The sequence below is a fragment of the Sphingomonas changbaiensis NBRC 104936 genome (genome assembly GCF_000974765.1).
Classification (GTDB): Bacteria; Pseudomonadota; Alphaproteobacteria; order Sphingomonadales; family Sphingomonadaceae; genus Sphingomonas_B; species Sphingomonas_B changbaiensis.
On sequence record NZ_BBWU01000028.1, the window covers coordinates 127,719 to 153,156 of the forward strand.

The window sequence follows — 25,438 nt, forward strand, 5'->3', positions numbered from 1 at the left end:
TCGTCTGCGCCCTCAAATGCGTAATATCGACACGCTCTAGGTCGAGGACTCAATAGCCTAGGCCGCGATTCCCGTCGTGGGGGGCACCGCCTGCATGCCATGGCGGAGCCGCTGGGCCCGCTCCTCGAGCTCGCGCGCCAGGTCTTCGAGCGCACGGATGTCGTCGCGGTTGGACAGTCCCCCCGCGAGCATGCGGCACCGGCGTGCCTGTGCGTGCAATTCATCCAGCTCGGCCATGCGGCAAGGAAAGCCGATCCCGACCCGCGCCGCTACTGGCCGCGCGACGAAGCGGCGGATTGTTTCGACGAGTCAGTGAAGATCGGCCGGCTGGGCCAGGTCGATGCCCGCGCGAAAAGCCAGCCGCAGCGCCTCCGGCAGCGTGCGGACGCCCAGCCGGTCGAACATGGTCGCGCGGTGCATCTCGACGGTGCGGACGCTCAGGTCGAGCGCGATGGCCACTTCCTTGTTCGATTTCCCTTCGGACAGCAGCGCGAGCACGTCCCGCTCGCGCGGCGTCAGCGCTTCCATCTGCTGCTCCGCCTCGCGCCGCTCGCGCTCCTCCTCGGCATCGCGGGACAGCATCGCGAAGCCCCGCTCCAGCGCGGCGATCAGCACCGGTTCCTCGAACGGCTTTTCCAGGAAATCGATCGCGCCCAGCTTCATCGCCCGTACCGCCGTGCCGATATCGCCGTGGCCGGTCATCAGGATTACCGGCAGCCGCCGCAGCCGCGTCCTGAGCCGCTCGATCACGGTCAGCCCGTCGAGCTCGGGCATGCGCATGTCCAGCAGCACGCAACCGGGCGGCAGATCGCGCGCTTCGGCCAGGAAATCCTCTCCGTTCAGATAGGGCCGCGGGCGAAATCCGGCGGCCTTCAGGAAAAAGCCCAGCGACCGGCGCACTTCGCTCTCGTCGTCCAGCACATAGACGATCCGCTCCGACGTGCTCTCATGGCCCGAGACTGGGGCCGGTCCTGGCTTCAACATCATGACGGCTACACCCGCCGCTTCGGATACCGGTCAACCAGCGATTGCGCCGGACGGTTCCTTTGACCGCCACCCATGACCATTTCGTCGGCCCGCGCGTTGGACCGTAGCAATACGGTGGCGATTTTTGCGAAGCGCTGAGGTCCGGCCGGTAGCAGCGCCCGCCCGCTACAGGAAAGGTCGCGCGTGTATTCGCTTGTCTATGTCTCCCGGAGCCTGCTGCCCTCCGGGCAGGCCGCCGCAGAGATCGATTCGATCGTCAACGTCTCGACGGCGCGCAACGCGGCAGCCGGGGTGACGGGGGCGTTGCTCTACACCGGCACCCGGTTCGCGCAATTGCTCGAAGGCGAGGAAGCGGCGGTGCTCGACATCATGGCCAGCATCGCGCGCGATGCCCGGCACTGCGATGTCGTCACCATCGATCAAGGGCCCGTCGCTGCCCGCCGCTTTTCCAGATGGTCGCTCGTCTATGTCGGCCATTCGACCTTCGCCGCCGGAATCGTCGAGCGCGCGCTGGCCGAAAACGGCGAGCCCGACGGCTATGCGCTGCGCAACCTCATGCGGCTGCTTCAGGAGCTTGCCCGTCCGCTGGCGCCGCCACCGGAAGAGTGAAGCGGATCGTGGCGCCCTCGCCGTCGCGCGAGTCGATCCAGATCGTGCCGCCATGCGCCTCGACGATCGTGCGGCTGATCGACAAACCCACGCCCATGCCGTCCGGGCGGGTGGTATAGAGCGGGTCGAAGATCCGCGCCGTGTCCGCCGGCGCGATGCCCGGGCCGGTATCGGTGACCGATACTTCGCAATAGCCGGGGCGGCCGCATCCGGTTTGAATCACGATGTCGCGCCGGCGGCGGCCTTGCATCGCGTCCACCGCATTGCGGATCAGGTTCACCAGGACCTGCCGGATCTGGATTCGATCCGCCAGAACCGTGCATTCACCGTCCAGGCCAAGCCGGCAGCGAACGCCGTTGGCCCCAGGATCGGCCATCGCGAAGCGGCATGCCTCTTCCACCAGCTCCGCCAGATTCTCGCGCCGCGTCTCGACCGTTCCGCGCGTGACGAATTCGCGGACGCGCCGTACGATCTCTGAGGCGCGCACCGTATTGCGATCGGCATTCTCCAGGCCGTCGGCAAGCTCCTCCCTGCCTGGCCCCTCGACGTCGGCCAGCAGCCGTTTGCAGCCGCGGACATATTGGGCGATCGCGGTCAGCGGCTGGTTCAGGTCGTGCGCGATCGCCGTCGCCATCGCGCCCATCGCGCTCAGCCGCGAGACATGGGCCAGCTCTGCTTCTGCGCGCCGATAGCCCTCCTCGGCCTCATGGCGCTCCTGCACGTCTTCAAGGGTGCCGTACCAGACGACCTCGTCTCCGCCGTCGTCGGCCCGCTTGGCCGCGCGGGCGTGGCACCAGCGATAGCTGCCGTCGGCGCCGCGCACCCGCCATTCGCGCTCGAAACGCCGTCCGGTCCAGACCGCCTGCGTCCATGCCTGAAGCAGCCCGTCGGCATCCTCGGGGTGCACGAAATCCTGCCAGCCGGTGCCTGTCGCCTGGTGCGGCGCGGCGCCGGTCCAGTCGCGCCAGCGCTTGCCGACCGCCAGGATGCGGCCCTGCCCGTCCGCCGTCCACGGGATGAGGCTGCTGAGCTCGACGACGTGCCGGTAGAGTTCTTCGCTTTCCCTCAGCTGCTGCTGCGCGCGCTCCAGCTCGGCGGTGCGCTCGGCGATCTCCGCGGCGGCACGTTCGTTATCGGCCAAGTCACCCATGGTGCTCCACCTCCGATTCGTGAACGAAACGGAACGCATCGCGATCCGCTCTTTTCCACGCGCCTCTTCTGTGCTGAGCGGGGCGCATGAAAGCCACCATCTTCCACAACCCGCGCTGCGGCACCTCGCGCAACACCTTGGCCATGCTCGAAGCCGAGCCGGGCATCGACCTGACCGTCATCGACTATCTGAAAACCCCGCCCAGCCGGGACGAGCTCGCACGGCTCTACGCGCGCGCCGGGATCAGCCCGCGCGACGGCCTGCGGGCCAAGGAAGAGGCCGCAGCGGGGCTCTCGGGTGCCGCCGACGCGGCAGTCCTCGACGCGATGGCCGCGAACCCGATCCTGATCGAACGTCCGCTGGTCGAAACCGAAAAAGGCGTCCGCCTCTGCCGGCCCGCGGACAAGGTGCGCGAGATCCTCTAGCGCACCCGGCGCTTCCAGCGGGTCCACAGGAACCAGCCGACGACGACCAGACCGGCGACGACGATCACCGCGTCCAGCCGGTGGAACCAGTCCTTCAGCCGCGGATCGCTGTCCCAGGCTTCGCCCAGCTTCATGCCGATCCAGGCCAGCCCGAAGCAGAACGGCCAGGAGCCGATGAAGGTGTAGAGGTGGAATCGCCCGAGCGGCATCGCCGCGACCCCGGCGGGGAGCGCGATGAACGACCGCACCACCGGCAGCATGCGCGCGATCAGCACCGCGATGCTGCCGAACCGCGCGAAGAACCGCTCCGAAAGCTCCAGATCGTGCGCGTCGAGCAGCACATATTTGCCCCAGCGCAGGATCGCCGCGCGTCCGCCGCGCTTGCCCACTTCATAGGCCGGGATCGACCCCAGGTTGCAGCCGAGCGCGCCCGCGGTCGCGACCAGGTACAGGTTCAGCTCGCCGGTCGAGACCAGATAGCCGCCGAACGGCATGATGATCTCGGAGGGCAGCGGAATGCACGCGCTCTCGATCGCCATCAGCAGCACGATGCCGAGATAGCCGCCGGCCGAAATGACCGCGATGATGAACGTCGCCATGGCGGCGATGATGGTGTGAAGAATCGACATGGAATCCCGCTCGCCCATCCTAACGGGTGGGTTGTGCCGCCCCCTTAGCCGTTCGCTTCGAGCGAAGTCGAGAAGCGTATCTCGACTTCGCTCGATACGAACGGATTTGTTATTGGGAGCCTCCGGAAGGCCTCAGCCACCGGTCCAGCCAGGCGAACACCTCGCTGTACCATTGGATCGAGTTGCGGGGCTTCAGCACCCAGTGGTTCTCGTCCGGAAAGATCAGCAGCCGCGACGGAATGTCCCGCCGCTGCAGCGCGGTGAACGCCGCCAGCCCCTGCGTATAGGGAATCCGGAAATCCTTCTCGCCGTGGATCACCAGCATCGGCGTCTTCCACTTGTCGACGAAGTTCACCGGGTTCCATTTCTCATATTCCTGCGGCGCCTCGTAGTATGGATGGCCGCCATGCTCCCACTCGTCGAACCAGAGCTCTTCGGTCTCGTACGCCATCGCCCGCGCATCGAAGACGCCGTCGTGCATGACGATGCATTTGAACCGGTCGGGCCAATTCCCCTCGATCCAGTTCATCATATAGCCGCCATAGCTGCCGCCCAGCGCGCAGGCATTGTCGATGTCGAGCTGCGGGTCTTCCCGGGCGGCGGCGGGCAGGCCCAGCTTCAGGTCCTGCAAGGGCTTGCCGCCCCAATCCTTGTTGATGCTGTCGGTGAAGGCCTGGCCATAGCCGGTCGAGCCGTGGAAATCGATCGTGACCGCGGCATAGCCGGGGGCGACGAACAGCTTCGGGTTCCAGCGATAGGACCAGCTGTTGCCGAACGATCCCTGCGGCCCGCCATGGACGAGCAGCTCGACCGGCAGCTTGCCCGCCGCGCCCTCGGTCTTGATGATCTGGCCCCAGACGGTGTCGCCGTTGGCGCCGGCAAAGCTGAAGCGCTTCACGCTGACCGGGTCGATCTCCTTCAATTTGTCGGCATTGACCGCGGTCAGCCGCACCGACTTGCCGCCCTTCCAGCGATACAGGTCGTCGGGCGCCTGGATGCTGTTCAGCGTGTAGACGACCGAGCCATCGGCCAGCGGCTTCACATTGCCGACCGTGCCGCCCTCGGTCAGCCGCGTCGCCTTGCCGGTGGCGATATCGATCCGGAACAGCGGCTCGTCGAGCACTTCGCCCGCGGTCACCAGCAGGCTCTTGCCATCCGCCGCCCAGGCGATCGAGCCGACCGACCGATCCCAGTTCGGCGCGACCTCGCGCGTCGCGCCGGTCGCCACATTGCGCAGCATGATGCCCAGCCGGTCGGCTTCATAGCGGGGCCGCTTCATCGCCGCATAGGCGAGCCATTTGCCGTCGGGGGAGACCGCCGGATAGGTGTCGGTCGCGTCGTTGGCGTCGGTCAGGTTGACCGGCTCGCCGTTCGGGCCGGCGGCGAAGATGTCGAGATTGGTCGACAGCGGCTCGATCCGCCCGGCCTCGCGCAGCGCGAAATAGAGCGTCTTGCCGTCCGGGCTCCAGGCCAGCTCCTCGCTGCCGCCGAACGGCTTGGACGGGGCGTCGCCGACCAGCTTGGTCGCAACCGGCACGCCCGCCCCGCTGGGCTTCCCGTCCGCCATCGGCAGCACGAAGATGCGCGAGCGCGTGCCCGGCTCCGCCCAGGTGTCCCAGTGGCGCACGAACAATTGGTCATAGGTCCGGCCGCTCCCGCCCTTGGACGCGTCGGGTTTCGCATCCGCGGTGCAGTTGTAATCCGTGCAGTCGAGCGGCCGGTCGCCCCAGATCGCGATCCGGTCGCCGGTGGGCGCGAGCAGGAAGCCGCCAATGTCGGTCGAAAGGCTGGTCAGCTGCTCGGGCGCACCGCCCGAGGCCGCGACGCGCCATAGCTGATCCGAGCCGCCGGCATCGCTCAGGAAATAGATCCACTTGCCGTCGGCCGAGAAGGCCGGATCATGCTCGCTCTTGTCGGCCGGCCCGGACGCGATCCGTACCGGCGCCGCATTCTTCGCCTTCAGGTCGAGCAGCCAGAGGTGATTGCGCCCCTTGTTCGCGGCAAGATCGGTCTCGCGCAGCTGATAGACCAGCCAGCGCCCGTCCGGCGACGTGGCCGGCGCGCCGATCCGCCGCATCGTGGCCAGATCGGTCGCCGTCATCGGGCGGGCTTCGGCGATGGTGGGGGTCAGGGCGGCAGAGCCCAGGGCGAGCGCGATCAGCGTCTTCTTCATGGACATGCTGCCTAGCATCCCATCCGCCCGGATTGAAAGCCCGCGGCGAACCGAGCCCATTCTTCGGCGAAGTTCGGAACAATACCCAACAAGCCTAGAAACCGATTGGGGAATCCCGCGTTAACCATTGCAGGTGCGCGCATACGAACGCGCAGGGCTTCGGGGTTATCTAAGGGGTGTCACAAATGACCGTATCCAGAATTGCTTCCATTGCCGCGGTTGCAGCCGCGTTCGCCTTTGCCGGCCCGGCAGCCGCTTCGATCGAGATCTTCAATTCTCCCGGCAGCGTCCAACCTTCCGAAAACGTGCTGGTCGATGGCGGCCTGACCGGCCAGACCGTGTTCGGCCATACCAACAAGAGCAACACCAGCGTCAGCTTCCTGTCGCTGGCGAACGGCGTCACCCTGCAAGGCTTCGGCAACGGCCAGGCGCGGGTCCAGGCGCTTACCGGGTCGCTCGATGCGCTTCGATTTTTCCGGACAGACGGCGCGGGCTTCGGCGAGGTCGAGTTCGACCTGCACAAGGCCGCGCGCGACACCGACACGGTCAACGTGACCTTCTTCGGCGATTTCGGCACCGAAACGCGCACGTTCGATCTGGGCAACGGCAACAATTGGTTCTCGGCCCGCACCAGCGGCGGCGACCTGATCACCGCCGTTTCGTTCGACACCAGCGGGTCCGGCGTCGACGACATCCGCCAGGTGCGGCTCGGCGCGCTCGCCGGCGTCACCCCGCCCCCGCCCGCCGTTCCCGAACCGGCGACCTGGGCCATGATGCTCGGCGGCTTCGGCCTGCTCGGCGCAGCGGCACGGCGTCGGACGCGCGTCACGGCAATGACGAGCTGAATCGCTCGGCCGGGAAGCCGATCCGGTTTGACGCTTCCCGGCCGCACAGGCGTGGAAATAATGCTGTCCTACATATAACCAAACAGGTTATCTTTGCCTTCGTGAGGAGGCGGAGAATGGATCAGCACAGCACGACAGATCACGCCCTTGTTCCCTGGGCGGAGGCCGCGGACGAGGAGGCGCCGAGGCGTCATGACGCCTTTGCCGGCAAGCGCCGGCGCGCGTTTCTCGACGCTCTCGCCAAAACCGGCTGCGTCCGCGATGCGGCCCGGGCCGCAGGGGTCGCACCGGCGACCGTGTACAACCACCAGGCCCGCGATGCCGCGTTCGCGCATCATTGCCGGATCGCGATCGACATGGCCGGCACCGATATCGAGCTGCACGCCTGGGAACGCGGCGTGATCGGAATCGAGGAGGAAGTCCTCGCCTATGGCAAGGTCGTCGGCACCCGCATCAAACGGTCTGACATGATCCTGAAGCTGCTGCTTCAGGGCTGCAAGCCGAACAAATACGGCCCCCGCGCCGGCTTCACGCGCAAACGTCTGACCGCCGCCTTCCGCCGGGAAATCGAACGCGAGGTTCGGGAGGAATGGCGGCAAATCGACAAGCGAACGGCCGCCGAGGGCATCGAGAAGCTGACGCAACAGCTCATGCGCTTGGGTGCCCGACGCGATCAGGAACGGCGCGAGGCGGGCTGGGTCCAGTACAATGGAGTCACCTGGATTCCGCCGGGCTGGAGCTGGACCGGCGACGGCGAACCGTTCGTCCCGCCAGAGCCGGACATCGGAAATTTTCCGGAATCCATGTGAATGTCGTCCATGTCGGCCACCTCCGGCCGCTACCCCAAATTGATAAATCCTCCCCTGCAAGGGGAGGGGGACCGCCCGGCGCAGCCGGGCGGTGGAGGGGTGTCAGCGGTGAAGAATCAAACTCGACGGCTGACACCGCTCCCTCGCGCCGGTCGAGTCACCTCCCCGGCAAGGGGAGGATCAGCCGCTCGCCTTACCCCGCGTGGGCGGCGATCCACTCTTCGAGCACAGGCGCGATCTTCTCGCGCCATTTGCTGCCGTTGAAGATGCCGTAATGGCCGACGCCCTTGGCGAGCAGATATTTCTTGTCCGCCTTGGGCAGGTTGGTCGCGAGCGTCAGCGCGGCCTTGGTCTGGCCGATTCCAGAAATGTCGTCGCGCTCGCCCTCGATCGCCAGCAGGCCGATATCGGTGATCGCGCCGGGATCGACCTTCACGCCGCGATGCACCCATTCGCCTTTCGGCAAGGCGTGGCGCTGGAACACCAGGTCGACCGTCTCCAGGTAGAATTCGGCGGTCATGTCGCAGACGGAGCGATACTCGTCGTAGAACTCCTTGGTCCGGTCCGCGCTTTCGCCATCGCCCTGGACCAGGTGCTTGAACATCTCCCAATGGCTCATCAGGTGATCGCCAAGGTTCATCGACATGAAGCCGGCGAGCTGCAGGAAGCCCGGATAGACTTTCCGCCCTGCGCCCGGATAGCTGAACGGCACGGTCGCGATCACATTCTGCTGGAACCAGGCGTGCGGCCGCTGGGTCGCGAGCGTGTTGACTGCGGTCGGCGCCTCGCGCGTGTCGATCGGGCCGCCCATCATCGTCAGCGTCTTCGGCCGGCACGGATGCTTGCCCGCGGCCATCAGGGCCGCCGCTGCATAGCAGGGCACCGATGGCTGGCAAACCGCCAGCATGTGCGCGCCGGGCCCGATCGTCTCGAGGAACTCGATCAGGTAATCGACATAATCCTCAAGATCAAAGCTGCCTTCCGCCAGCGGCACCAGCTTCGCGTCGCGCCAGTCGGTGATGTAGACGTCGTGCCTCGGCAGCATCCGCTCGACGGTGCCGCGCAGCAGCGTCGCGTAGTGGCCGGACATCGGCGCGACGATCAGCAATTTCTGTCCGCCCTCCACGCCTTCGCGCCGGAAGCGCTTCAGCTGGCCGAACGGTTTTCTGAGGACGATGTCTTCTTCCACGACCACCTTGCGATCGTCGATCGTGGTATAGGGCAGTCCGAATTCGGGCTTGCCGCGCGGCGCCGCGGCATGGGCGAAGACTTCAAGGGCGGAAGCGACCAGCGGCCCTCCGCCGAAATAGGCCATCGGATTGGCGGGATTGGAAAGAAACTCGGCGCCTGCATTGGCGAAGGCGCTGGCCCCCGCGAGCAGCGAGCGCTGCCATTCATAAGCATCGTACAGCATCAGCGTCCTTCAGTAGCGCCCACCCCTGAACGCTTCGTCACCGGTTTGGCTCAATCCGTCCCCCCGTGCAACGCCGCCTGCCCGACTATCCCCATGTTGAGGCCCCGCCTCGCTCCTGCTAGTCGCGACATCATGGCCCAGGACATCGAAGCGGCGCCGAAGGCCCGCAAACTCTCCAGCCTGGCGATGGTCTGGCAATTCGCGGCGCGTTATCCCGGCCATATCGCCTGCGCCGCGATGGCTCTGGTCGTCGCATCGGGCGCGACCGTCGCGATCCCCTACGGCTTCAAGCGGGTGATCGATCGCGGCTTTTCGAGCGGCGGTGACACGCATGCAGTGTCCACGGCCTTTTATTATCTGCTGATGATCGTCGGCGTTTTGGCGCTGGCGACGGCGTTTCGCTATTATTTCGTGTCCTGGCTGGGCGAACGCGTGGTCGGCGACATCCGCAAGGCGGTGCATGCGAACCTGGTCACGCTCGCGCCGCGCTTCTTCGAGGAAAACCGGCCGTCGGAGATCGCATCGCGAATGACATCCGATACGTCGGTGATCGAGCAGATCGTCGGCACCACCGTGTCGGTCGCGTTGCGCAACCTGTTCACCGGGTTCGGCGGCGTCGTCTATCTGTTCGTGCTGTCGCCCAAGCTTGCCGGCTCGCTGATGATCGGCATCCCGCTGATCGTCGTGCCGATCGTGGTGCTCGGCCGGCGGGTGCGCTCCTTCTCGCGCGCAAGCCAGGACCGGATCGCCGATGTCGGCGCGATCGTCGCCGAAACATTGGGCGCGATGAAGATCGTGCAGGCGTTCGGACAGGAAGAGCGGGAAAAGGGCCGGTTTGCGACCGCCGTCGAGGCGACCTTCGGCGTCGCAAAGCGCCGCATCTTCATCCGCGCGATCATGACCGCCGTGGTGATCGCGCTGATCTTCGGATCGATCACGCTGGTGCTGAAGGAAGGCGTCACCGACGTCGCCGCGGGCCGGTTGAGCGGCGGGTCGATCGCCGCGTTCGTGCTGACCGGCGGCCTGGTCGCGGGCGCTTTCGGCGCGTTGACCGAAGTCTATGGCGACCTGCTTCGCGGCGCGGGCGCGGCGGGACGATTGTCCGAGCTGCTGGCCGAACGCCCGGAGATCAAGGCACCCGCCGATCCGGTCCCGCTGCCCGTGCCTGCGCGGGGCAGGCTGAGCTTCGAGCATGTGACCTTCCGCTATCCGACGCGGCCGGACACCAGCGCCCTCCACGATTTCTCGCTCGACGTCGCTCTCGGCGAGACCGTCGCCGTTGTCGGCCCATCGGGCGCGGGCAAATCGACCCTGCTCCAGCTCGCCCAGCGCTTCTACGATCCGCAGCTGGGCGCGGTGCGGCTGGACGGCGTCGATCTGCGCGAGGCGGACCCGGCCGAGGTGCGCGCGCGGCTGGCGATGGTGCCGCAGGAAACCGTCATTTTCGCCGCGTCCGCCCGCGACAACCTGCGCTACGGCCGATGGGATGCGTCGGATGCCGAGCTCTGGGCGGCTGCCGAAGCAGCCAATGCCGCCAATTTTCTGAAAGCGCTGCCGCAGGGACTCGACACCTTCATGGGCGAAGGCGGCGCGCGTCTGTCGGGCGGGCAGCGCCAGCGGCTCGCCATCGCCCGCGCGATCCTCAGGGACTCGCCGATCCTGCTTCTCGACGAGGCAACCAGTGCGCTCGATGCCGAATCCGAACGCCTCGTGCAGGATGCGCTCGAGCGGCTGATGGAGAACCGCACCACCGTCGTCATCGCCCATCGCCTCGCGACCGTACGGGCCGCCGACCGCATCATCGTCATGGACGAAGGCCGCATCGTCGAGGCCGGCACCCATGACAGCCTCAGCGCCGCGGGCGGCCTCTATGCCCGTCTCGCCCGGCTGCAGTTCGAAGGTCTTGCCGCATGAATCTTGGCAACGCGCTGAAACCGCTCCGAACCTAGTTCGTTACACCCCTCGCGCGCGTTACCGCGCTTGGGCACGGGGCTTTGAAGCAAGTGGCCTCGCGCCGCTCGCAACGAGGAGACGGTTATGAGAAGCATTTTGTTGGTTTCCGCCCTGATGATCAGCGGCGTGGCCTTTGCGCAGGCCGATCCGCGCGACGCGGGCCAGCCGATCGGTTCCGGCGCCACGCTCACGCCGGGCACGACGATGGGCGAGCGCGACACCATGGGCAGCAACGCGGCCACCGTTCAGCCGAACGGCACCGTGACCACCCCGAACAGCACGATGTCGAGTGGCACCATGTCCAGCGGCACGATGTCGAGCGGGTCGATGTCGAACAGCACCAGCATGGGATCGTCGACGAGCTCGATGGGCACGTCGGGCTCCGGCACCGTGATGGTGCAGGAGGGCGGCAACATGACGGCGCCGCCGGCCTCGACCGGGCCGTATCCGCGCTGCTCGCGCACGATCACCGATCATTGCCGGCAGAGCCCGGCGCGCGAGTCCGACACGAAGGGCGGCCCGCCCGCGCATCGTCGCCGCTAAGGCTTGCGGGTTCGCCTGCTTGTCGAGCAAAGAGCCTTCCGAACCAGTTTCGGGAGGCTCTTTTCACATGACCATCAGCTTCAAGGACCGCGTCGCGATCGTCACCGGCGCCGGCGGCGGGCTCGGCCGCGCCTATGCGCTGGAACTCGCCCGGCGCGGCGCCAAGGTCGTCGTCAACGATCTCGGCGGCGCCCGCGACGGCACCGGCCACTCGGATGCGGCGCTCAAGGTTGTCGCCGAGATCGAGGCGGCGGGCGGCGAGGCGATGTCGAACGGCGGCAGCGTCACCGAATATGAGCAGATGGTCGAGATGGTCGCCAAGGCGAAGGAGCGCTGGGGCGGCGTCCATATCCTGATCAACAACGCCGGCGTGCTGCGCGACAAGAGCTTCGCCAAGATGGAGCCGGCGGACTTCCGCTTCGTCGTCGACGTCCACCTGAACGGCTCCGCCAACTGCACCAAGGCCGTCTGGGACACGATGCGCGAGCAGGCCTATGGCCGGATCCTGATGACTGCTTCTTCGACCGGTCTCTACGGCAATTTCGGCCAAGCCAATTACGGCGCCGCAAAGCTCGGCCTCGCCGGCCTCACCAAGACGCTGAACCTCGAAGGCGCCAAGTATAACGTGCGGGTCAACACGATCGCGCCGGTCGCCGGCACGCGGATGACCGAAGACCTGTTCCCACCCGAGGCGTTCAAGGCGTTCGCGCCCGAGAATGTCGTGCCCGCCGCGCTGTACCTGGTCAGCGAGGATGCGCCGTCCAACATGATCATCGGCGCGGGCGCCGGCGCGTTCCACGCCGCCTATGTGACGATGACGCCGGGCGTGCTGCTGCCCGAGAGCGAGCGCACGCCGGAGGGCATCGCCGCGCATTGGGCCGAAATCACCGACCGCAGCGGCGAGATCGTCCCGCAATCCGGCGGCGAGCAATCGATGGCGATCCTGAAGCTGCTGCAGGGCGGATAGCACTGTATTGCTAGACCAATACACTTCTGCTATGCGTCGGCCCGGGAGGATTGCCGATGTACAGCGATACCGATCTCGAACGTGCCGTCGCCGCGGGGGCTATCTCGGCCGAAGCGGCGGGGGCGCTCAGGCGCTACCTCGCTGAAAAGAGCGCCACGCCCGTTGTGGACGAGGAGCAGTTCCGGCTGCTCAGCGGCTTCAATGACATCTTCGTCGCGATCGCCAGCGTGCTGCTGCTGGTCGCCCTGGCCTGGATCGGGCAGGACATCGGGCCGCGGCTGGGCGGCGAAGGGCCGTCGCTGAGCTCGGGCGTGCTCGTCGCCGCGGCGAGCTGGGCGCTGGCCGAGTTCTTCACGCGCAAGCGCCGGCTGGCACTGCCGAGCATCCTGTTGCTGCTTGCCTTCACCGGTGGCGTGTTCGCGACGGTCGCAATCGGGATCGGCCTGACATTGGACAAGACGACGCTGAACAACGAAGCCGATCCACGCACGGTCGCCATGATCGCAGCCGCTGCCGCCGCGGTCGCAGCGGGCGCGACCTGGCTGCACTGGCGGCGCTTCCGCGTGCCGATCACGGTCGCGGCGGGGGCGGCCGCGGGTGTCGGCCTGATCATCGCGCTTATCGCCACCGCACTCGGAGACAGCCCTGCCCTGCGTGACGCGATGTTGGCCAGTGCCTTCCTGCTTGGCCTGGCAGTGTTCGGCGTCGCGATGCGCTGGGATGCGTCGGACCGGGAGCGCACGACCCGCCGCGCCGATGTCGCCTTCTGGCTGCACCTGCTCGCAGCTCCGCTGATCGTCCATCCAGTGTTCCAGGCGCTGGGCGTGCTCGATAACAATGTGTCGATGGCAAGCGCGGTGATCGTGGTCCTGCTCTACGTGCTGCTGGCAGGGGTCGCGCTGATCATCGACCGGCGCGCGCTGATGGTGTCGGCGCTGGCCTATGTGCTGTACGCGCTGAGCGCCTTGTTCCGGGAGCTGGGCGCGGTGGGGCTCAACGTCGCGCTGACCGCACTGGTGATCGGATCGGCGCTGCTGCTGCTCTCCGCCTACTGGCATACGGTGCGCGCCGTGATCGTCGAGCGGTTGCCGGAAGGGCTGCGCGCAAAGCTGCCGCCGACGCATGAGGTGGCGGTGGCTGCGGAGGCGCGGACGGCCTGACCCTCTCCCTTCGGGAGAGGGTCGACTCGGGCGCAGCCCGAGCGGGGTGAGGGTGATAAATCAGTTCGCCCTCACCCTCCCACTCGCTTCGCGAACGGGCCCCTCCCTCTCCGAACCGGAGAGGGATTCAGTTCTGGACCAATTTCAGCAGCCGCCGCTCGACGGGCGCCAGCACCGGGCCGAGCTCATGGCCGCGCTTCAGCACAGTGCCGCCTTCGCCGATCAGCGCCCATTGGCCCTGCCGGTGGCGCAAGGCCGGGCGTTTTTCGATGCGGAATTCGGGACGTTCGGCGGTCCTGCGGAAGCCGCTGAACACGGCGGCATCGCGGCCCAGATCGATCGCATAATCCCGCCACATGCCGGCCGCGACCATCCGGCCATAGAGATCGAGGATGCGCATCAGTTCCGGCCGGTCGAAGCCGACCTGCCCGCCCCAGCGCTGCGATACCGGAAAAGGGTGAATGTTGCTCATCCGAAGAGGTCTTGCCGCTCCGCTGTTTGCTTGCGCTCGGTCAGCAGCGCGTCGATCTTGGCCTGCAGCCGGTCGATTTCCGCCTTCATGCCTTCCAGCCGCTGCCCGGCCGGGTCGCAAAGGTCCGAGCACGGCGTGCCATAGGGCACGAAATCCTTCTGATATTCGACCGCATCGACCAGCGTCGGCTTGGCCGGAATCCCGACCATCACCGCGCCGTCCGGCACCTCTTTCGTGACGACCGCGTTGGCGCCGATGCGCGCACCCTTGCCGACCGTGATCGGTCCGAGCACCTGCGCGCCCGATCCGATGATCACGCCGTCTTCAAGCGTCGGGTGGCGCTTGCCGGCAACGCCGTCGGCGGGGTTGGTGCCGCCCAGCGTCACGCATTGATAGATCGTGACGTCGTTGCCGATCTCGGCAGTCTCGCCGATCACGGTAAAGCCGTGGTCGATGAACAGGTTGCGCCCGATCTTCGCGCCCGGATGAATGTCAATCGCGGTCAGGAAACGCGATAGATGGTTGACGAAGCGCGCGAGGAAGAACAGCTCGCCTTCGAACAGCCAGTGCGCAATGCGGTGAAGCGCGACCGCCAGCACCCCCGGGTAGAGCAGAATCTCCCACCGGCTGCGGGGCGCGGGATCGCGCGCGCGGATCGAATCCAGATAAGCGAATAGCCGGCTCGCCATGCGTGTGCCTCCCTTACGCCGGATATCTAGGAATGCCCAGATCGGATTGCCAGTTGATGAATGTTTCGGCTTCGCATCGCCCAAGCGCTTCTGTCTTGCCGGACAGGAGCCTGAGGCGCAATTCAGGCTTGACCACGAGCGGGAGTATGCCGGTTGAGCCCTTCGGACCTGATCTCGCTGCTTCCGTTCGTCGGCATCGGCTTTGCCGCGCAGCTGATCGACGGCGCGCTCGGCATGGCGTTCGGGGTGATCAACTCCACGTTGCTGATGAGCGTCATGGGGGTGCCCCCCGCCGCAGCGTCCGCCAGCGTGCATGCGGTCGAAACGTTCACGACCGCGGCATCGGGCATCAGCCATACCTTCCACCGCAATGTCGACTGGAAGCTGTTTCTGCGGCTGATGATCCCGGGCGTGATCGGCGGCGCGATTGGCGCCTATCTGCTCAGCAACATTGACGCGAGCGTGGCCCGGCCGTTCGTCATGGCCTATCTCGGCGCGATCGGCGTGTATCTGCTGTTCCGCGCCTGGCAGGGCGAGCATGAGCATCGCACGCCTCGCTTCGTCGAGCCGCTGGGCCTGGCCGGCGGCTTCCTCGACGCGGCGGGCGGCGGCGGTTGGGGTCCGGTGGTCACGTCCAACCTGCTGGTTCAGGGCGCGAACCCGCGCAAGACCGTCGGCACTGTGAACACCGCCGAATTCTTCCTGACCGCGACGATCTCGGCGACGTTCCTATGGACGCTCGGCTGGGCTGCGTTCACCGCGCAGACGATCGGCATCCTGATCGGCGGACTGGCGGCCGCGCCGTTCGGGGCCGTGCTGGTCAAGCGCCTGTCGGCGCGCAAACTGATGGGCTTCGTCGGCAGCTTGCTGGTGGCGACGTCCGGCTTTTCGATCTACGGCGCGCTAGCCTAAGGCGCGGCGCACGATCTCGGCATAGATTTCGACCAGAGCTTCCAGATCGGCGAGCGCGACGGCCTCGTCCAGCTTGTGCATCGTCGCGTTGGGAAGGCCGAACTCGACGACCGGGCACAGCTTCGACAGGAAACGGGCGTCGGATGTGCCGCCGCTGGTCGAAAGCTCCGCCTCGATGCCGGTGTGCGTGCGGATCGCCGATGCGACCAGGGTCGACAGCGGCCCCGGCTCGGTCAGGAACGCCTCGCCCGACACGCGCGGCGTGACGACGACGTCGGGCGCCTCTGCCAGCACCAGATCGCGCACGCGGGCGGCGAGATCGTCCCCCCGGTGCAGATCGTTGAAGCGGATGCTGAGCCGGGCCTTGGCGCGTGCCGGAATCACGTTGGTCGCCGGATTGCCGACCTCGAGGTCGGTGATCTCGATATTCGACGGCTGGAACCAGTCGGTGCCGTCGTCCAGATGGACAGCGTCGATCGCGGCGAGCGCGCGCACCAGCTTCGGGATCGGATTGTCGGCGAGCGTCGGGTAGGCGACATGCCCTTGGATGCCGGGAACCTCGATCCAGATGTTGACCGAGCCGCGGCGGCCGATCTTGATCGTGTCGCCGAGGCGGTGGACCGATGTGGGCTCGCCGACCAGGCAGAGGTCCGGCTTCAGCCCGCGCTCTCCCATGCGCTCGATCAGGGCGCGGGTGCCGAAGATCGCCGGCCCTTCCTCGTCGCCGGTCAGGATCAGGCTGATCGTGCCCCGGCCCTGCTCGAGGCGGTCCAGCGCGGCGATGAAAGCGGCGATCGCGCCCTTCATGTCGACGGCGCCACGGCCGTACAGCAGATCGCCCCGCACTTCGGCCGCGAACGGGTCGGCCGACCAGCCCTCGCCCGGCGGCACGACGTCGAGGTGGCCGGCAAAGGCGAAATGCGGCCCGCCCTCGCCCCGCCAGGCGAGCAGGTTCTCGACCGGACCGTCCGGCGCTTCGCCGGCCGCGAAACGGTCGATCGTGAAGCCCCGGGCGGTGAGCATAGCCTCGACCGCGTCGAACACAGCACCCCGCGCGGGCGTGATGCTGGGGCACGCAATCAGCTGCTTCGTAAGCTCGACGACGCTCATTTATTCTCCGTCATACCGGCGAAAGCGGGAATCCATCTTTTCTTCTGACGGGTTCGGCGGAAAAGAAGAAGGTGGATTCCGGCGTTCGCCGGAATGACGCGGAGGGGGGTATGCCCAAGCTCGATCTCGACCAAATCCCGCAGACCAATGCCACCGGCTATCCGCCCGAATATGCCGTGCAAGTGAAGGAGCGCTGGTATCGGCGCCTCGCGCCTGCGTCCGGCATCACAGATTTCGGCGTCAGCCATGTCGTGCTGAAGCCCGGCGCCTGGTCGGCCCAGCGCCATTGGCATGAGGGCGAGGATGAGCTGGTCGTGATGATCGCGGGCGAAGCGACCCTGGTCGACGACGATGGACGCACGCCGATGCGCGCCGGCGACGTCGCCGCCTTTCCCAAGAACGACGGCAACGGCCATATGCTGGTCAACGAAAGCGATGCCGACTGCGTCTACGTCGCCATCGGCCGGCCAGCGGTCACCGACTGCCACTATCCGGATATCGACATGCACCTGTTCGCCGGCACCGGCCGCCAGAAGCGCAAGGACGGCAGCGACTTCGATTGGGAGACGAAATGAAACGCGCGTTGCTTTGCCTGGCCTTCATTGCCACCGCCCTTCCCGCCAAGACGCCGGCGCCCGACGTCCGCGCCTGGCGGCATGCCCATGAGCGGCAGCTGCTGGAGGATTTCTCGGCATTCGTCGCAATGCCGAACGTCGCCACCACGCTGGCGGACGTGGACCGGAACGCGGCCTTTCTTTCCGGGCAGCTTCAGGCCCGCGGCTTTACGACCCGGCTGCTGCGCGCGAGCGAAGGCACTCCGGCCACCGTCTATGGCGAGAGGCGTACGCCGGGAGCCAAGCGGACCGTGCTGTTCTACGCCCATTATGACGGTCAGCCGATCGGACAGAAGGGCTGGACCAGCAAACCCTTCGAGCCGGTTGTGCGCGCCGGCGATCAGATCGTGGACTGGCGCAGCGCTTCCGGCCCGCTGAACCCCGACTGGCGCATCTACGGTCGCGGCACCGGGGACGACAAGGCGTCCGTCCAGGCGATGCTGAGCGCGCTCGACGCGCTGAAGGCGCGCGGCATCAAGCCCAGCGTCAACATCAAGATCATCTGGGAAGGCGAGGAGGAACAAGGCTCGCCGCATCTGGCCGAGATCGTGCGCGCCAACCGCGACCTGCTGAAGGCCGACCTGCTGATCATGGGCGACGGGCCGATGCACCAGTCAGGCAAGCAGATGATCAATTTCGGCAATCGCGGCATCACCGGATTCCGGATGACCGTCTATGGCCCGAACCGGCCGCTGCACGACGGCCATTACGGCAGCTGGGTGCCCAGCCCGTCGGTGATGATGGCGCGGCTGATCGCGTCGATGCGCGATGACGACGGAAAGATCCTGATCCCCGGCATCTATGACGATGTGGCGCCGCTGACCGCCGCCGATCGGGATGCGCTCGCCGCGCTGCCGCCGATCGAAGATGATTTGCGCCGGCAGTTCGCGATTGGGCGCACGCTCACGGAGCGGCTGGCGAACGGCTATCTCCAGCCGACCTTCAACGTCCGCGCGATCCATGTCGGCGATGAAGGGCCGGACGCGGCCAATGCCATCGCCACCGAAGCGACCGCGTCGTTCGACATCCGGCTGGTGCCGAACCAGAAGCCGGCGCGGGTCCGGGAGCAGGTCGAGCGTCATTTGGCCGGCCAGGGCTGGTTCGTCGTCCACGCCACGCCCGATGCCGCCACGCGTCTTGCGCATCCCAAGATCGTGCGCGTCGATTGGGACGAGGGAAGCTCGGAAGCGGTCAAGACGCCGCTGGATACGCCGGCAGCAGGCGCGGTCGCGCAGTCGATCGGCCGCACGGTCGGCTATCCGGTGCTGAAGCTGCCGATCAGCGGCGGCAGCTCGGGCATTGCGGACGTCGTGAATGCGCTGGACGTGCCGATGGTCGGCGTCAGCATCGCGAATTTCGACGACAACCAGCACGCGCGAAACGAGAATCTGCGGCTGGGCAATCTCTGGGACGGGATCGAGGTTTATGCCGGGCTGCTCGCCGACATGAACTGGTGATCAGGCGACCGGCTGCTCGTATTTCTCGATCGTCCAGGCCTCATCCTGCGCGTCCTCGATCCACTGGCGGATATGGGGGTGGGTGAACAGCGCCTCGACATAGGTCGCGGCAAAGCCGGGCAGCGGGACGGAGTAGGTGACGAAGCGGGTCGCGACCGGCGCGAACATGATGTCGGCCGCGCTATAGTCGCCGAACAGGAACTTGCCGGTACCGCCATAGCGCGCGCGGGCTTGCGCCCAGAGGCCGAGAATGCGGCCGATTTCCTGCACCACCTCCGGGCTGAGCCGACCGGGCGGGAATTGCCTGCGGACGTTCATCGGCAGGTCGCGGCGCAGGTTCGGATAGCTGGAGTGCATTTCCGCCGCCATCGACCGCGCCATCGCCCGCGCGCCTTCGTCCTTGGGCCAGAAAATGTCGCGGCCGACCTTGTCCGCCAGCCAGTCGATGATCGCGAGCGAATCCCAGACGACCACGTCGCCTTCCCACAGGATCGGCACCTTGCCCTGGCTTGGCGCGAACTCGTCGCCCTCCCGCCTGCGGTTCCAGTCCTCGTCGAACAGCGGGACGGTCGCTTCCTCGAACGCGAGGCCGGACTGCTTGACCGCAAGCCAGCCGCGCATCGACCAGCTGGAATAGGCTTTGTTGCCGATGAAGAGCTTCAACATGCGGGGCCCTGTAGCCGCTAAGCGAGGGTGGATTCCAGCACCGCCGCACGAAGCTCCGGAATCCCCATGCCCTTTTCGCTGGACGTCGCGATCACGTCCGGATGGGCAGCGGGGTGCTTGCGGGCCTCCGCGCTGGTCGCATCGCGGACCTTGGCGAGTTCGGTCGCCTTCACCTTGTCGGCCTTGGTGAGGACGAGGCGGTAGGACACGGCGGCCTTGTCCAGCATGTCCATCAGCTCGCGGTCGACATCCTTCAGCCCGTGGCGGCTGTCGACCAGCACCAGCACGCGCTTCAGCACCGCGCGGCCGCGGAGGAAATCGTTCACGAGGTATTTCCACCGCCGCATCAGGTCTTTGGGCGCCTTAGCGAACCCATAGCCGGGCATGTCGACGAGCCGCAGCTGCAGCGGATCGCCGACATCGAAGAAATTGAGCTCCTGCGTTCGTCCCGGCGTGTTCGAGGTCCGCGCCAGGCCGTTGCGGCCGGTCAGCGCGTTCAGCAGCGACGACTTGCCGACGTTCGAACGGCCCGCGAACGCGACTTCGGGCGCATCCGGATCGGGCAGGAACTTGAGCTCCGGCGCCGACTTCAAAAACGCGATCGGCCCCGCGAACAGCTTCCGCGCCTGTTCGATCAGTTCCTCGTCCATCAGGTGGTCGCGGTGTTCGGGTTGTTCTTGAGCGCAGGATAGCGGCTGTAGAGCCACTTCTGCTGCGCGATCGCGAGCAGGTTCGAGACCGTCCAGTAGAGCTGCAGCCCGGCCGCGTACGGCGCCATGATGAACATGAAGATCCAGGGCATGATCGAGAAGACCTGCTGCTGGACCGGGTCCATCTGGGCCGGATTCAGCTTGAACTGGATGTACATGGTGACGCCGAGCAGGATCGGCAGCACACCCAGCGCCAGCATGTGCGGCGGCGTGAAGTTCAGATAGCCGAACAGGTTGATCGGCGTTGCCGGATCGGGCGCGGACAGGTCCTTGATCCACAGCACGAACGGCTGGTGCCGCATCTCGATCGTCAGCATCAGCACCTTGTAGAGCGCGTAGAAGATCGGGATTTGCAGCACGATCGGCAGGCAGCCGGCGAGCGGGTTCACTTTCTCACGCTTGTAGAGTTCCAGCATTTCCTGCTGCAGCTTCGCCTTGTCGTCCTTGTGCCGCTCCTGCAGCGCTTTCACTTTGGGCTGCAGCGAGCGCATCGCAGCCATCGACGCGAACTGGCGCTGCGCGATCGGGAACATCGCGCCGCGCACGATCAGCGTCAGCAGGATGATGGCGACGCCGAAATTGCCGACCGCCTTGAACATCGTATCGAGCAACCAGAAGATCGGCCGCTCGAAGAAACTGAACCAGCCCCAGTCGATCGCCTTGTCGAAACCGGCGATGTTGAGATCGTTCTCATAATTCTGAAGGACCGACACTTCCTTCGCACCGGAGAAGAGGTGCAGCGACGTCGTCGCGACCTTGCCCGGCGCGACGACCGTCTGGTCCGTCGGCGTCAACGCCGCCAGATACACCTTGTCGCCGATCGCACGGAATGAGGCGTTGATGTGCGCATTGGGCGCCGGCGCGAGCGCCGTCAGCCAATATTTGTCGGTGAAGCCCAGCCAGCCGCCGGTCGAGGTAAAGCTCTGGCCCTGCGGCCCGGCGCTATCCAGATCCTTGAAGTTGACCTTGTAGTTCGCGGTGCCGTCGAACACCCCGATCGGGCCGGTGTGCTGCGTCCAGGTGCTCGGGTCCGTCGAGACGCCGGTGCGCTTCACCAGCGCGAACGGACGCACCGCGACCGGGGCCGCTCCGCCGTTGGCGACGCTCTGATCGGCGGTGATCATGTAATTTTGGTCGATCGCGAGGCGGATGCGGAAGGTCTGGCCGGCGCCGTTGGTCCAGCTGAGCGTGACCGGCTTGCCCGGCGCGAGCAGTTGGCCATCCGCCTGCCAGACGGTGTCGTTGCCGGGCACCGCGAGGCCCTGCCCGGCCCATCCGAATTGCGCATAGACCGCGCCCGGCGCGCCTTCGGGCGACAGCAGCCGCACCGGCGGCGAGTTCTTCGCGATCGATTCGCGGTGGCGCTTCAGCACCAGATCGTCGACGCGCGCGCCCTTCAGGTTGATCGAGCCGGCGACCGACGGCGTGTCGATCCGCACCCGCGGCGTTTCGCCCAGCACGATCGCGCGGCTGCGCAGCGCCTGCGGCTTGTCGGCCGTCGCGTCGGCGGCGGGGTTCGGCAGCGGCACCTGCTTGCCGTGCACGACCTTGGTCACCGGCGGGTTGGCGGTCGGCAGGAAGCGATTCGACAGCGCGCTCCAGCCGAACAACACGATGGCCGAAAGCACGATCGCAAGGATCATGTTGCGCTGGTTATCCAAGTCTCGCTCCAATCATGGGACGGGGTCGTATCCATGCCCGCCAAAGGGGTGGCAGCGGCACAGGCGCTTCACCGCCAGCCAACCGCCCCGCGCCGCGCCATAGCGCTCCACTGCCTCGATTGCATAGGCCGAACATGACGGCGTGTAGCGGCACGAGGGCGGGAGGATCGCGGACGGATAGCGCTGCCAGAAGCGGGCAAGGCGGACGAGCACTGAGGTCATGCTCTCCTCCCGGTTTGGGCTGAGCCTGTCGAAGCCCTCCCTTTCCTTTCAGCGCCGCCAGAAGAAGGGAGGCCTTCGACAGGCTCAGGCCGAACCGGCTCTTGAGCCAATCTCCCCAACGCTTTCACCAGTTCCGCTCGCAGCAGTGAGAAGTCGCGTTCCACCCCACCCGCGCGTCCGATCAGCACGTGATCGGCGCCGGCCAGGCCTCGTTCCGGCAGCAGCTCGGCCGCAAGCGCACGAAAGCGGCGCTTCATCCGGTTCCGGATAACCGCGCCGCCGATCTTCTTCGTGACGGTAATGCCGTAGCGCATGGCCGGATCGTCGTCGCCGCGCGGGCGGACCAGAAGGACGAAGCCGGGCATCGGCGCCCTGCGGCCTGCATTCGCCGCGAGGAAATCCGCGCGACGAATGAGTTTCTTTAGGCCGACAGGACCTTGCGGCCGCGATTGCGGCGCGCCGCGATCACCTTGCGGCCGCCCACTGTCGCCATCCGCGCGCGGAACCCGTGGCGCCGCTTGCGCACCAGGTTGCTCGGCTGAAACGTGCGCTTCATCGCTCATTCCTTAAAATTCTGAACAAAAAGGGCCGCCAAACAAGGGCGGCCACACCGTTGCGGCGCGGTTATGCGGAATGCCGCGCAAAGTCAATCCGATCTCTCCGGCTTGGCGCGGCCACGCGGCGCCGGTGCGCGGCGCAACACCTTGTCCGCAAGCCGCCCATGACTGGGATAGCGGCGCGTGTAGCGGACATAAGCGCGCTTCACCCAGTTCGAATTCTTGAGCAATAGCGCCGCGCCGCCCGCGAACACGAAGATGCCGCCCGGCCCCGGCAACGCGCCGACGATCGGAGTCAGCACGATCAGCAGCCAGCCCAGGCCCAGATAGACGATACGGAGAACGGAATCGGGAGGCGCTTTCACGGCCGAGCACATGGGACGGGCGGCCCCCCGGTGCAAGCGGCACGGCTCGACATGACGTCAGCCTTATGGCTATGTGCCTGATCAGGGGGAGTAATCATGGTCGCCATCGTCTCGACGGCAGCCTATTTAGGGCTGGAAGCGCGCGCCGTCGAAGTTCAGGTCCAGCTGACGCCGGGCCTGCCGAAATTCGTCGTGGTCGGCCTGCCCGACAAGATGGTGGCCGAAAGCCGCGAGCGGGTGCGGAGCGCAATCGCGGCGCTGGGCCTGTCGCTGCCGCCCAAGCATATCACGGTCAATCTCTCCCCCGCAGACCTGCCGAAGGAAGGATCGCATTACGACCTGCCGATCGCCCTCGGCCTGCTCGCTGCGATGGGCGTGGTCGATGCGGAGACGCTCAGCCAATATCTGATCGTCGGGGAACTGGGGCTGGACGGCCGTGTCGCTTCCTCTCCGGGCGTGTTGCTGGCGGCGCTTCACGCATCGGAGCGGCAGCTCGGCCTGATCTGCCCTGCGGCGCAGGGGGGCGAGGCGGCCTGGGCCGGCTCGATCGAAGTGATTCCCGCGCCCGACCTGCTCTCCTTGCTGAATCACTTGCGAGGTACGGCTTTGCTGCCGGCCCCCACTCCAGGCCTGGCCGACGATCCGGAACGGGGCCCGAATCTCTCCCAGGTCAGAGGCCAGGAGACCGCGAAGCGCGCGCTGGAGATCGCGGCGGCGGGCGGGCACAATCTGCTGATGATCGGCCCACCGGGCGCGGGCAAGTCGCTGATGGCGGCGTGCCTGCCCGGCATCCTTCCCGAGCTCACGGCCGGCGAAGCGCTCGAAGTGTCGATGGTCGCGAGCGTGGCCGGCGCACTCGAAGGAGGGCGAATCTCGCGCACCCGGCCCTTTCGCAGCCCCCATCATTCGGCATCGATGGCGGCATTGGTCGGCGGCGGCATTCGCGCAAAGCCGGGCGAAGTCAGCCTCGCGCATCTGGGCGTGCTGTTCCTGGACGAGTTGCCCGAGTTCCAGCGCACGGTGCTCGATTCGCTCCGCCAGCCGCTCGAGACCGGCAATGTCAGCGTCGCGCGCGCCAATGCGCATGTAACCTTTCCGGCGCGGGTGCAGTTGATCGCGGCGATGAACCCGTGCCGCTGCGGGCATCTGGGCGACCCTGCCCTCGCCTGCGCCCGCGCGCCGCGCTGCGCCGCCGATTACCAGGCCAAGGTCAGTGGCCCGCTGCTCGACCGCATCGACCTGCACGTGGAAGTCGGCGCCGTGAGCGCTGCCGACCTGGTGCTGCCGCCGCCCAGCGAAGGCTCGGCCGAAGTCGGCGCGCGCGTGCGGGCGGCGCGGGAGGTCCAGACGCTGCGCTATAACGGCAATGGCGTGCGTACCAATGCGGAAGCGGACGGCGCCGTGCTGGAGGCCGTCGCCACGCCCGACGAGCCGGGCCGCAAGCTGCTGGCGCAGGCGGCGGAGGCAATGCGGCTGTCGGCGCGCGGCTATACGCGCATCCAGCGCGTGGCGCGGACGATCGCAGACCTTGCGGGCGCGGACACGGTCGGCCGCATCCATGTGGCCGAAGCGCTGAGCTATCGCCGCCAAGCGCCGCGGAACTAAACTCCTCCCCGGAACGGGGAGGGGGACCGCTCGCCGCAGGCGAGTGGTGGAGGGGCCGCAGCGCAGCGAGGATGCCGCCACCTCCGCTTCGCTCCGGCCCCTCCACCAAGCCGCTTCGCGCCTTGGTCCCCCTCCCCGTTCCGGGGAGGATTTGGGACTTAGTTGATCGCCGAATGCACGGTCGCGACCGCGGTCATCACGGCGCCCACGCGCGCCGCGGCCTGGATCGTTTCCGCATTCACGCCATGCTGGCGCAGCACCTTTTCGTGGCTGTCGATGCACATGCCGCAGCCGTTCTGGGCGGAGACGGCGAGGCTGAACAGCTCAAAGTCCGCCTTGTCGATGCCGGGATTGCCGATCACGTTCATGCGCAGCTTGGCCGGCATGGTCTGGTATTCGGGGTTCGAGGCGAGGTGGGTGAAGCGGTAATACACGTTGTTCATCGCCATCACCGCCGCCGCCGCACGCGCCGCATTGGCGGCCTCGGCGCTCAGCTTGCCTTCGACCTCGGCCTCCGCCGCCGCCACGAGCGGACGATAACCGGTGCCGTGCGCGGTCGCGAGCAGCAGCCCATATTTGCGCTGGTCGCCCAGCAATTGGTCGTTGAGGATCGAGCTGACGTTCAGCCGCAGATCCTTCGCGAAATCGGGAAGCGTGTCCGCGAATTGCTTGAGGGACATGGATGATCTCCAGACAGAGTTCGGGCGCGGAGTCGTGGAACCCCGCGCCCGTTT

At 66.8% G+C, this 25,438-nt stretch carries 29 protein-coding genes; 12 read left to right on the plus strand and 17 right to left on the minus strand.

Annotated features, from left to right (window positions below):
* Nucleotides 1–57 precede the first annotated feature (57 nt).
* A complete protein-coding gene (locus tag SCH01S_RS07095; RefSeq protein ID WP_046348078.1) occupies nt 58–237 on the minus strand; it encodes a hypothetical protein in 180 nt (59 codons plus the stop codon).
* 72 nt (nt 238–309) lie between these two features.
* The gene (locus SCH01S_RS07100; RefSeq protein WP_245612183.1) at nt 310–987 is read right to left on the minus strand and encodes a response regulator transcription factor; all 678 of its coding nucleotides are present in this window, start codon (nt 985–987) and stop codon (nt 310–312) included.
* Nucleotides 988–1,170: 183 nt separating this feature from the next.
* Here SCH01S_RS07100 and SCH01S_RS07105 point away from each other — a divergent pair, with 183 nt between their 5' ends.
* Nucleotides 1,171–1,596: a BLUF domain-containing protein gene (locus tag SCH01S_RS07105; RefSeq protein WP_052733832.1), complete on the plus strand. Its 426-nt coding sequence runs from the start codon at nt 1,171–1,173 to the stop codon at nt 1,594–1,596.
* Here the strand turns inward: SCH01S_RS07105 and SCH01S_RS07110 are convergent.
* The gene (locus tag SCH01S_RS07110) at nt 1,541–2,746 is read right to left on the minus strand and encodes a sensor histidine kinase (RefSeq protein ID WP_169746368.1); all 1,206 of its coding nucleotides are present in this window, start codon (nt 2,744–2,746) and stop codon (nt 1,541–1,543) included. The two genes, SCH01S_RS07105 and SCH01S_RS07110, sit on opposite strands and share 56 nt — an antisense overlap.
* Nucleotides 2,747–2,832: 86 nt before the next feature.
* Here SCH01S_RS07110 and arsC point away from each other — a divergent pair, with 86 nt between their 5' ends.
* Complete coding sequence (gene arsC, locus SCH01S_RS07115) at nt 2,833–3,171, plus strand: arsenate reductase (glutaredoxin) (protein WP_046348079.1); 339 nt, start codon at nt 2,833–2,835, stop codon at nt 3,169–3,171.
* Here the strand turns inward: arsC and SCH01S_RS07120 are convergent.
* Both SCH01S_RS07120 and SCH01S_RS07125 read right to left on the minus strand, forming a co-directional pair.
* A complete protein-coding gene (locus tag SCH01S_RS07120) occupies nt 3,168–3,794 on the minus strand; it encodes a DedA family protein (RefSeq protein ID WP_157032847.1) in 627 nt (208 codons plus the stop codon). The genes arsC and SCH01S_RS07120 overlap by 4 nt on opposite strands.
* A gap of 115 nt (nt 3,795–3,909) precedes the next feature.
* Nucleotides 3,910–5,973: a S9 family peptidase gene (locus SCH01S_RS07125; RefSeq protein WP_046348140.1), complete on the minus strand. Its 2,064-nt coding sequence runs from the start codon at nt 5,971–5,973 to the stop codon at nt 3,910–3,912.
* A gap of 185 nt (nt 5,974–6,158) precedes the next feature.
* Here SCH01S_RS07125 and SCH01S_RS17115 point away from each other — a divergent pair, with 185 nt between their 5' ends.
* Together SCH01S_RS17115 and SCH01S_RS07135 are read left to right on the plus strand one after the other, a co-directional pair.
* A complete protein-coding gene (locus SCH01S_RS17115; RefSeq protein ID WP_046348081.1) occupies nt 6,159–6,818 on the plus strand; it encodes a PEPxxWA-CTERM sorting domain-containing protein in 660 nt (219 codons plus the stop codon).
* Between the two features lie 116 nt (nt 6,819–6,934).
* Complete coding sequence (locus SCH01S_RS07135; RefSeq protein WP_046348082.1) at nt 6,935–7,627, plus strand: hypothetical protein; 693 nt, start codon at nt 6,935–6,937, stop codon at nt 7,625–7,627.
* 193 nt (nt 7,628–7,820) lie between these two features.
* On the opposite strand, the gene SCH01S_RS07140 is transcribed toward SCH01S_RS07135, so the two are convergent.
* Nucleotides 7,821–9,041, minus strand: coding sequence for a polyhydroxyalkanoate depolymerase (locus SCH01S_RS07140; protein WP_046348083.1), 1,221 nt, complete (start codon nt 9,039–9,041; stop codon nt 7,821–7,823).
* A gap of 132 nt (nt 9,042–9,173) precedes the next feature.
* On the opposite strand from SCH01S_RS07140, the gene SCH01S_RS07145 reads away from it, so the two are divergent.
* The 4 genes from SCH01S_RS07145 to SCH01S_RS07160 all read left to right on the plus strand — a co-directional run bounded on the left by SCH01S_RS07145 (nt 9,174) and on the right by SCH01S_RS07160 (nt 13,664).
* Nucleotides 9,174–10,955, plus strand: coding sequence for an ABC transporter transmembrane domain-containing protein (locus SCH01S_RS07145; RefSeq protein ID WP_046348084.1), 1,782 nt, complete (start codon nt 9,174–9,176; stop codon nt 10,953–10,955).
* A gap of 123 nt (nt 10,956–11,078) precedes the next feature.
* Nucleotides 11,079–11,537 (plus strand): hypothetical protein, encoded by a 459-nt coding sequence (locus SCH01S_RS15790; protein WP_157032843.1) that lies wholly within the window; start codon nt 11,079–11,081, stop codon nt 11,535–11,537.
* A 67-nt stretch (nt 11,538–11,604) separates the two neighbouring features.
* Entirely contained in the window at nt 11,605–12,504 is a 900-nt protein-coding gene (locus tag SCH01S_RS07155; protein WP_046348085.1) for an SDR family NAD(P)-dependent oxidoreductase, read from the plus strand.
* A gap of 56 nt (nt 12,505–12,560) precedes the next feature.
* Nucleotides 12,561–13,664 (plus strand): hypothetical protein, encoded by a 1,104-nt coding sequence (locus SCH01S_RS07160; RefSeq protein ID WP_046348086.1) that lies wholly within the window; start codon nt 12,561–12,563, stop codon nt 13,662–13,664.
* A 127-nt stretch (nt 13,665–13,791) separates the two neighbouring features.
* Here the strand turns inward: SCH01S_RS07160 and SCH01S_RS07165 are convergent, their stop codons facing one another.
* Nucleotides 13,792–14,136, minus strand: a complete 345-nt coding sequence (locus SCH01S_RS07165) for a DUF2794 domain-containing protein (protein ID WP_046348087.1) — start codon at nt 14,134–14,136, stop codon at nt 13,792–13,794.
* Nucleotides 14,133–14,825 (minus strand): serine O-acetyltransferase EpsC, encoded by a 693-nt coding sequence (gene epsC, locus SCH01S_RS07170; protein ID WP_046348088.1) that lies wholly within the window; start codon nt 14,823–14,825, stop codon nt 14,133–14,135. Before epsC ends, SCH01S_RS07165 begins: the two co-directional genes overlap by 4 nt.
* A 153-nt stretch (nt 14,826–14,978) precedes the next feature.
* On the opposite strand from epsC, the gene SCH01S_RS07175 reads away from it, so the two are divergent.
* Nucleotides 14,979–15,737, plus strand: a complete 759-nt coding sequence (locus SCH01S_RS07175; protein WP_046348089.1) for a sulfite exporter TauE/SafE family protein — start codon at nt 14,979–14,981, stop codon at nt 15,735–15,737.
* Here SCH01S_RS07175 and dapE read toward each other — a convergent pair.
* The gene (gene dapE, locus SCH01S_RS07180) at nt 15,729–16,847 is read right to left on the minus strand and encodes a succinyl-diaminopimelate desuccinylase (RefSeq protein ID WP_046348090.1); all 1,119 of its coding nucleotides are present in this window, start codon (nt 16,845–16,847) and stop codon (nt 15,729–15,731) included. The genes SCH01S_RS07175 and dapE overlap by 9 nt on opposite strands.
* Before the next feature lie 110 nt (nt 16,848–16,957).
* Here dapE and SCH01S_RS07185 point away from each other — a divergent pair, with 110 nt between their 5' ends.
* Together SCH01S_RS07185 and SCH01S_RS07190 are read left to right on the plus strand one after the other, a co-directional pair.
* On the plus strand, nt 16,958–17,422 hold the full coding sequence (locus tag SCH01S_RS07185) for a cupin domain-containing protein (RefSeq protein ID WP_046348091.1): 465 nt from the start codon (nt 16,958–16,960) through the stop codon (nt 17,420–17,422).
* On the plus strand, nt 17,419–18,918 hold the full coding sequence (locus SCH01S_RS07190; protein ID WP_046348092.1) for a M20/M25/M40 family metallo-hydrolase: 1,500 nt from the start codon (nt 17,419–17,421) through the stop codon (nt 18,916–18,918). Before SCH01S_RS07185 ends, SCH01S_RS07190 begins: the two co-directional genes overlap by 4 nt.
* On the opposite strand, the gene SCH01S_RS07195 is transcribed toward SCH01S_RS07190, so the two are convergent.
* The 7 genes from SCH01S_RS07195 to SCH01S_RS07220 all read right to left on the minus strand — a co-directional run bounded on the left by SCH01S_RS07195 (nt 18,919) and on the right by SCH01S_RS07220 (nt 23,099).
* Entirely contained in the window at nt 18,919–19,581 is a 663-nt protein-coding gene (locus SCH01S_RS07195; protein WP_046348142.1) for a glutathione S-transferase family protein, read from the minus strand.
* Nucleotides 19,582–19,601: 20 nt separating this feature from the next.
* Nucleotides 19,602–20,234, minus strand: coding sequence for a ribosome biogenesis GTP-binding protein YihA/YsxC (gene yihA, locus SCH01S_RS07200; RefSeq protein ID WP_046348093.1), 633 nt, complete (start codon nt 20,232–20,234; stop codon nt 19,602–19,604).
* The gene (yidC, locus tag SCH01S_RS07205) at nt 20,234–21,955 is read right to left on the minus strand and encodes a membrane protein insertase YidC (RefSeq protein ID WP_046348094.1); all 1,722 of its coding nucleotides are present in this window, start codon (nt 21,953–21,955) and stop codon (nt 20,234–20,236) included. The genes yihA and yidC overlap by 1 nt, the downstream gene beginning before the upstream one ends.
* Before the next feature lie 12 nt (nt 21,956–21,967).
* Nucleotides 21,968–22,177: a membrane protein insertion efficiency factor YidD gene (yidD, locus tag SCH01S_RS16085; protein ID WP_084689445.1), complete on the minus strand. Its 210-nt coding sequence runs from the start codon at nt 22,175–22,177 to the stop codon at nt 21,968–21,970.
* A complete protein-coding gene (rnpA, locus tag SCH01S_RS16090; protein ID WP_245612184.1) occupies nt 22,174–22,542 on the minus strand; it encodes a ribonuclease P protein component in 369 nt (122 codons plus the stop codon). Before rnpA ends, yidD begins: the two co-directional genes overlap by 4 nt.
* Before the next feature lie 56 nt (nt 22,543–22,598).
* Entirely contained in the window at nt 22,599–22,733 is a 135-nt protein-coding gene (gene rpmH / locus SCH01S_RS07215) for a 50S ribosomal protein L34 (protein WP_046348096.1), read from the minus strand.
* A 90-nt stretch (nt 22,734–22,823) separates the two neighbouring features.
* Nucleotides 22,824–23,099: a hypothetical protein gene (locus SCH01S_RS07220; RefSeq protein ID WP_245612185.1), complete on the minus strand. Its 276-nt coding sequence runs from the start codon at nt 23,097–23,099 to the stop codon at nt 22,824–22,826.
* Nucleotides 23,100–23,195: 96 nt separating this feature from the next.
* Between SCH01S_RS07220 and SCH01S_RS07225 the strand changes: the two genes are divergently transcribed.
* A complete protein-coding gene (locus SCH01S_RS07225; protein ID WP_046348098.1) occupies nt 23,196–24,704 on the plus strand; it encodes a YifB family Mg chelatase-like AAA ATPase in 1,509 nt (502 codons plus the stop codon).
* A gap of 158 nt (nt 24,705–24,862) precedes the next feature.
* On the opposite strand, the gene ahpD is transcribed toward SCH01S_RS07225, so the two are convergent.
* Complete coding sequence (gene ahpD / locus SCH01S_RS07230; protein ID WP_046348099.1) at nt 24,863–25,384, minus strand: alkylhydroperoxidase, AhpD family; 522 nt, start codon at nt 25,382–25,384, stop codon at nt 24,863–24,865.
* Nucleotides 25,385–25,438 lie beyond the last annotated feature (54 nt).

Excerpts from the sequence above, each read along its gene's own strand:
- SCH01S_RS07165 (WP_046348087.1), bottom strand. The coding sequence starts at position 14,136 with ATGAGCAACATTCACCCTTTTCCGGTATCGCAGCGCTGGGGCGGGCAG.
- yihA (WP_046348093.1), bottom strand. The coding sequence starts at position 20,234 with ATGGACGAGGAACTGATCGAACAGGCGCGGAAGCTGTTCGCGGGGCCG.
- SCH01S_RS07100 (WP_245612183.1), bottom strand. The coding sequence starts at position 987 with ATGATGTTGAAGCCAGGACCGGCCCCAGTCTCGGGCCATGAGAGCACG.
- SCH01S_RS07125 (WP_046348140.1), bottom strand. The coding sequence starts at position 5,973 with ATGAAGAAGACGCTGATCGCGCTCGCCCTGGGCTCTGCCGCCCTGACC.
- epsC (WP_046348088.1), bottom strand. The coding sequence starts at position 14,825 with ATGGCGAGCCGGCTATTCGCTTATCTGGATTCGATCCGCGCGCGCGAT.
- SCH01S_RS07190 (WP_046348092.1), top strand. The coding sequence starts at position 17,419 with ATGAAACGCGCGTTGCTTTGCCTGGCCTTCATTGCCACCGCCCTTCCC.
- yidD (WP_084689445.1), bottom strand. The coding sequence starts at position 22,177 with ATGACCTCAGTGCTCGTCCGCCTTGCCCGCTTCTGGCAGCGCTATCCG.
- SCH01S_RS07135 (WP_046348082.1), top strand. The coding sequence starts at position 6,935 with ATGGATCAGCACAGCACGACAGATCACGCCCTTGTTCCCTGGGCGGAG.
- SCH01S_RS07185 (WP_046348091.1), top strand. The coding sequence starts at position 16,958 with ATGCCCAAGCTCGATCTCGACCAAATCCCGCAGACCAATGCCACCGGC.
- dapE (WP_046348090.1), bottom strand. The coding sequence starts at position 16,847 with ATGAGCGTCGTCGAGCTTACGAAGCAGCTGATTGCGTGCCCCAGCATC.
- rpmH (WP_046348096.1), bottom strand. The coding sequence starts at position 22,733 with ATGAAGCGCACGTTTCAGCCGAGCAACCTGGTGCGCAAGCGGCGCCAC.
- SCH01S_RS07110 (WP_169746368.1), bottom strand. The coding sequence starts at position 2,746 with ATGGGTGACTTGGCCGATAACGAACGTGCCGCCGCGGAGATCGCCGAG.
- arsC (WP_046348079.1), top strand. The coding sequence starts at position 2,833 with ATGAAAGCCACCATCTTCCACAACCCGCGCTGCGGCACCTCGCGCAAC.
- SCH01S_RS07095 (WP_046348078.1), bottom strand. The coding sequence starts at position 237 with ATGGCCGAGCTGGATGAATTGCACGCACAGGCACGCCGGTGCCGCATG.
- SCH01S_RS17115 (WP_046348081.1), top strand. The coding sequence starts at position 6,159 with ATGACCGTATCCAGAATTGCTTCCATTGCCGCGGTTGCAGCCGCGTTC.
- rnpA (WP_245612184.1), bottom strand. The coding sequence starts at position 22,542 with ATGCCCGGCTTCGTCCTTCTGGTCCGCCCGCGCGGCGACGACGATCCG.
- SCH01S_RS07145 (WP_046348084.1), top strand. The coding sequence starts at position 9,174 with ATGGCCCAGGACATCGAAGCGGCGCCGAAGGCCCGCAAACTCTCCAGC.
- SCH01S_RS07225 (WP_046348098.1), top strand. The coding sequence starts at position 23,196 with ATGGTCGCCATCGTCTCGACGGCAGCCTATTTAGGGCTGGAAGCGCGC.
- SCH01S_RS07140 (WP_046348083.1), bottom strand. The coding sequence starts at position 9,041 with ATGCTGTACGATGCTTATGAATGGCAGCGCTCGCTGCTCGCGGGGGCC.
- ahpD (WP_046348099.1), bottom strand. The coding sequence starts at position 25,384 with ATGTCCCTCAAGCAATTCGCGGACACGCTTCCCGATTTCGCGAAGGAT.
- SCH01S_RS07155 (WP_046348085.1), top strand. The coding sequence starts at position 11,605 with ATGACCATCAGCTTCAAGGACCGCGTCGCGATCGTCACCGGCGCCGGC.
- SCH01S_RS15790 (WP_157032843.1), top strand. The coding sequence starts at position 11,079 with ATGAGAAGCATTTTGTTGGTTTCCGCCCTGATGATCAGCGGCGTGGCC.
- SCH01S_RS07160 (WP_046348086.1), top strand. The coding sequence starts at position 12,561 with ATGTACAGCGATACCGATCTCGAACGTGCCGTCGCCGCGGGGGCTATC.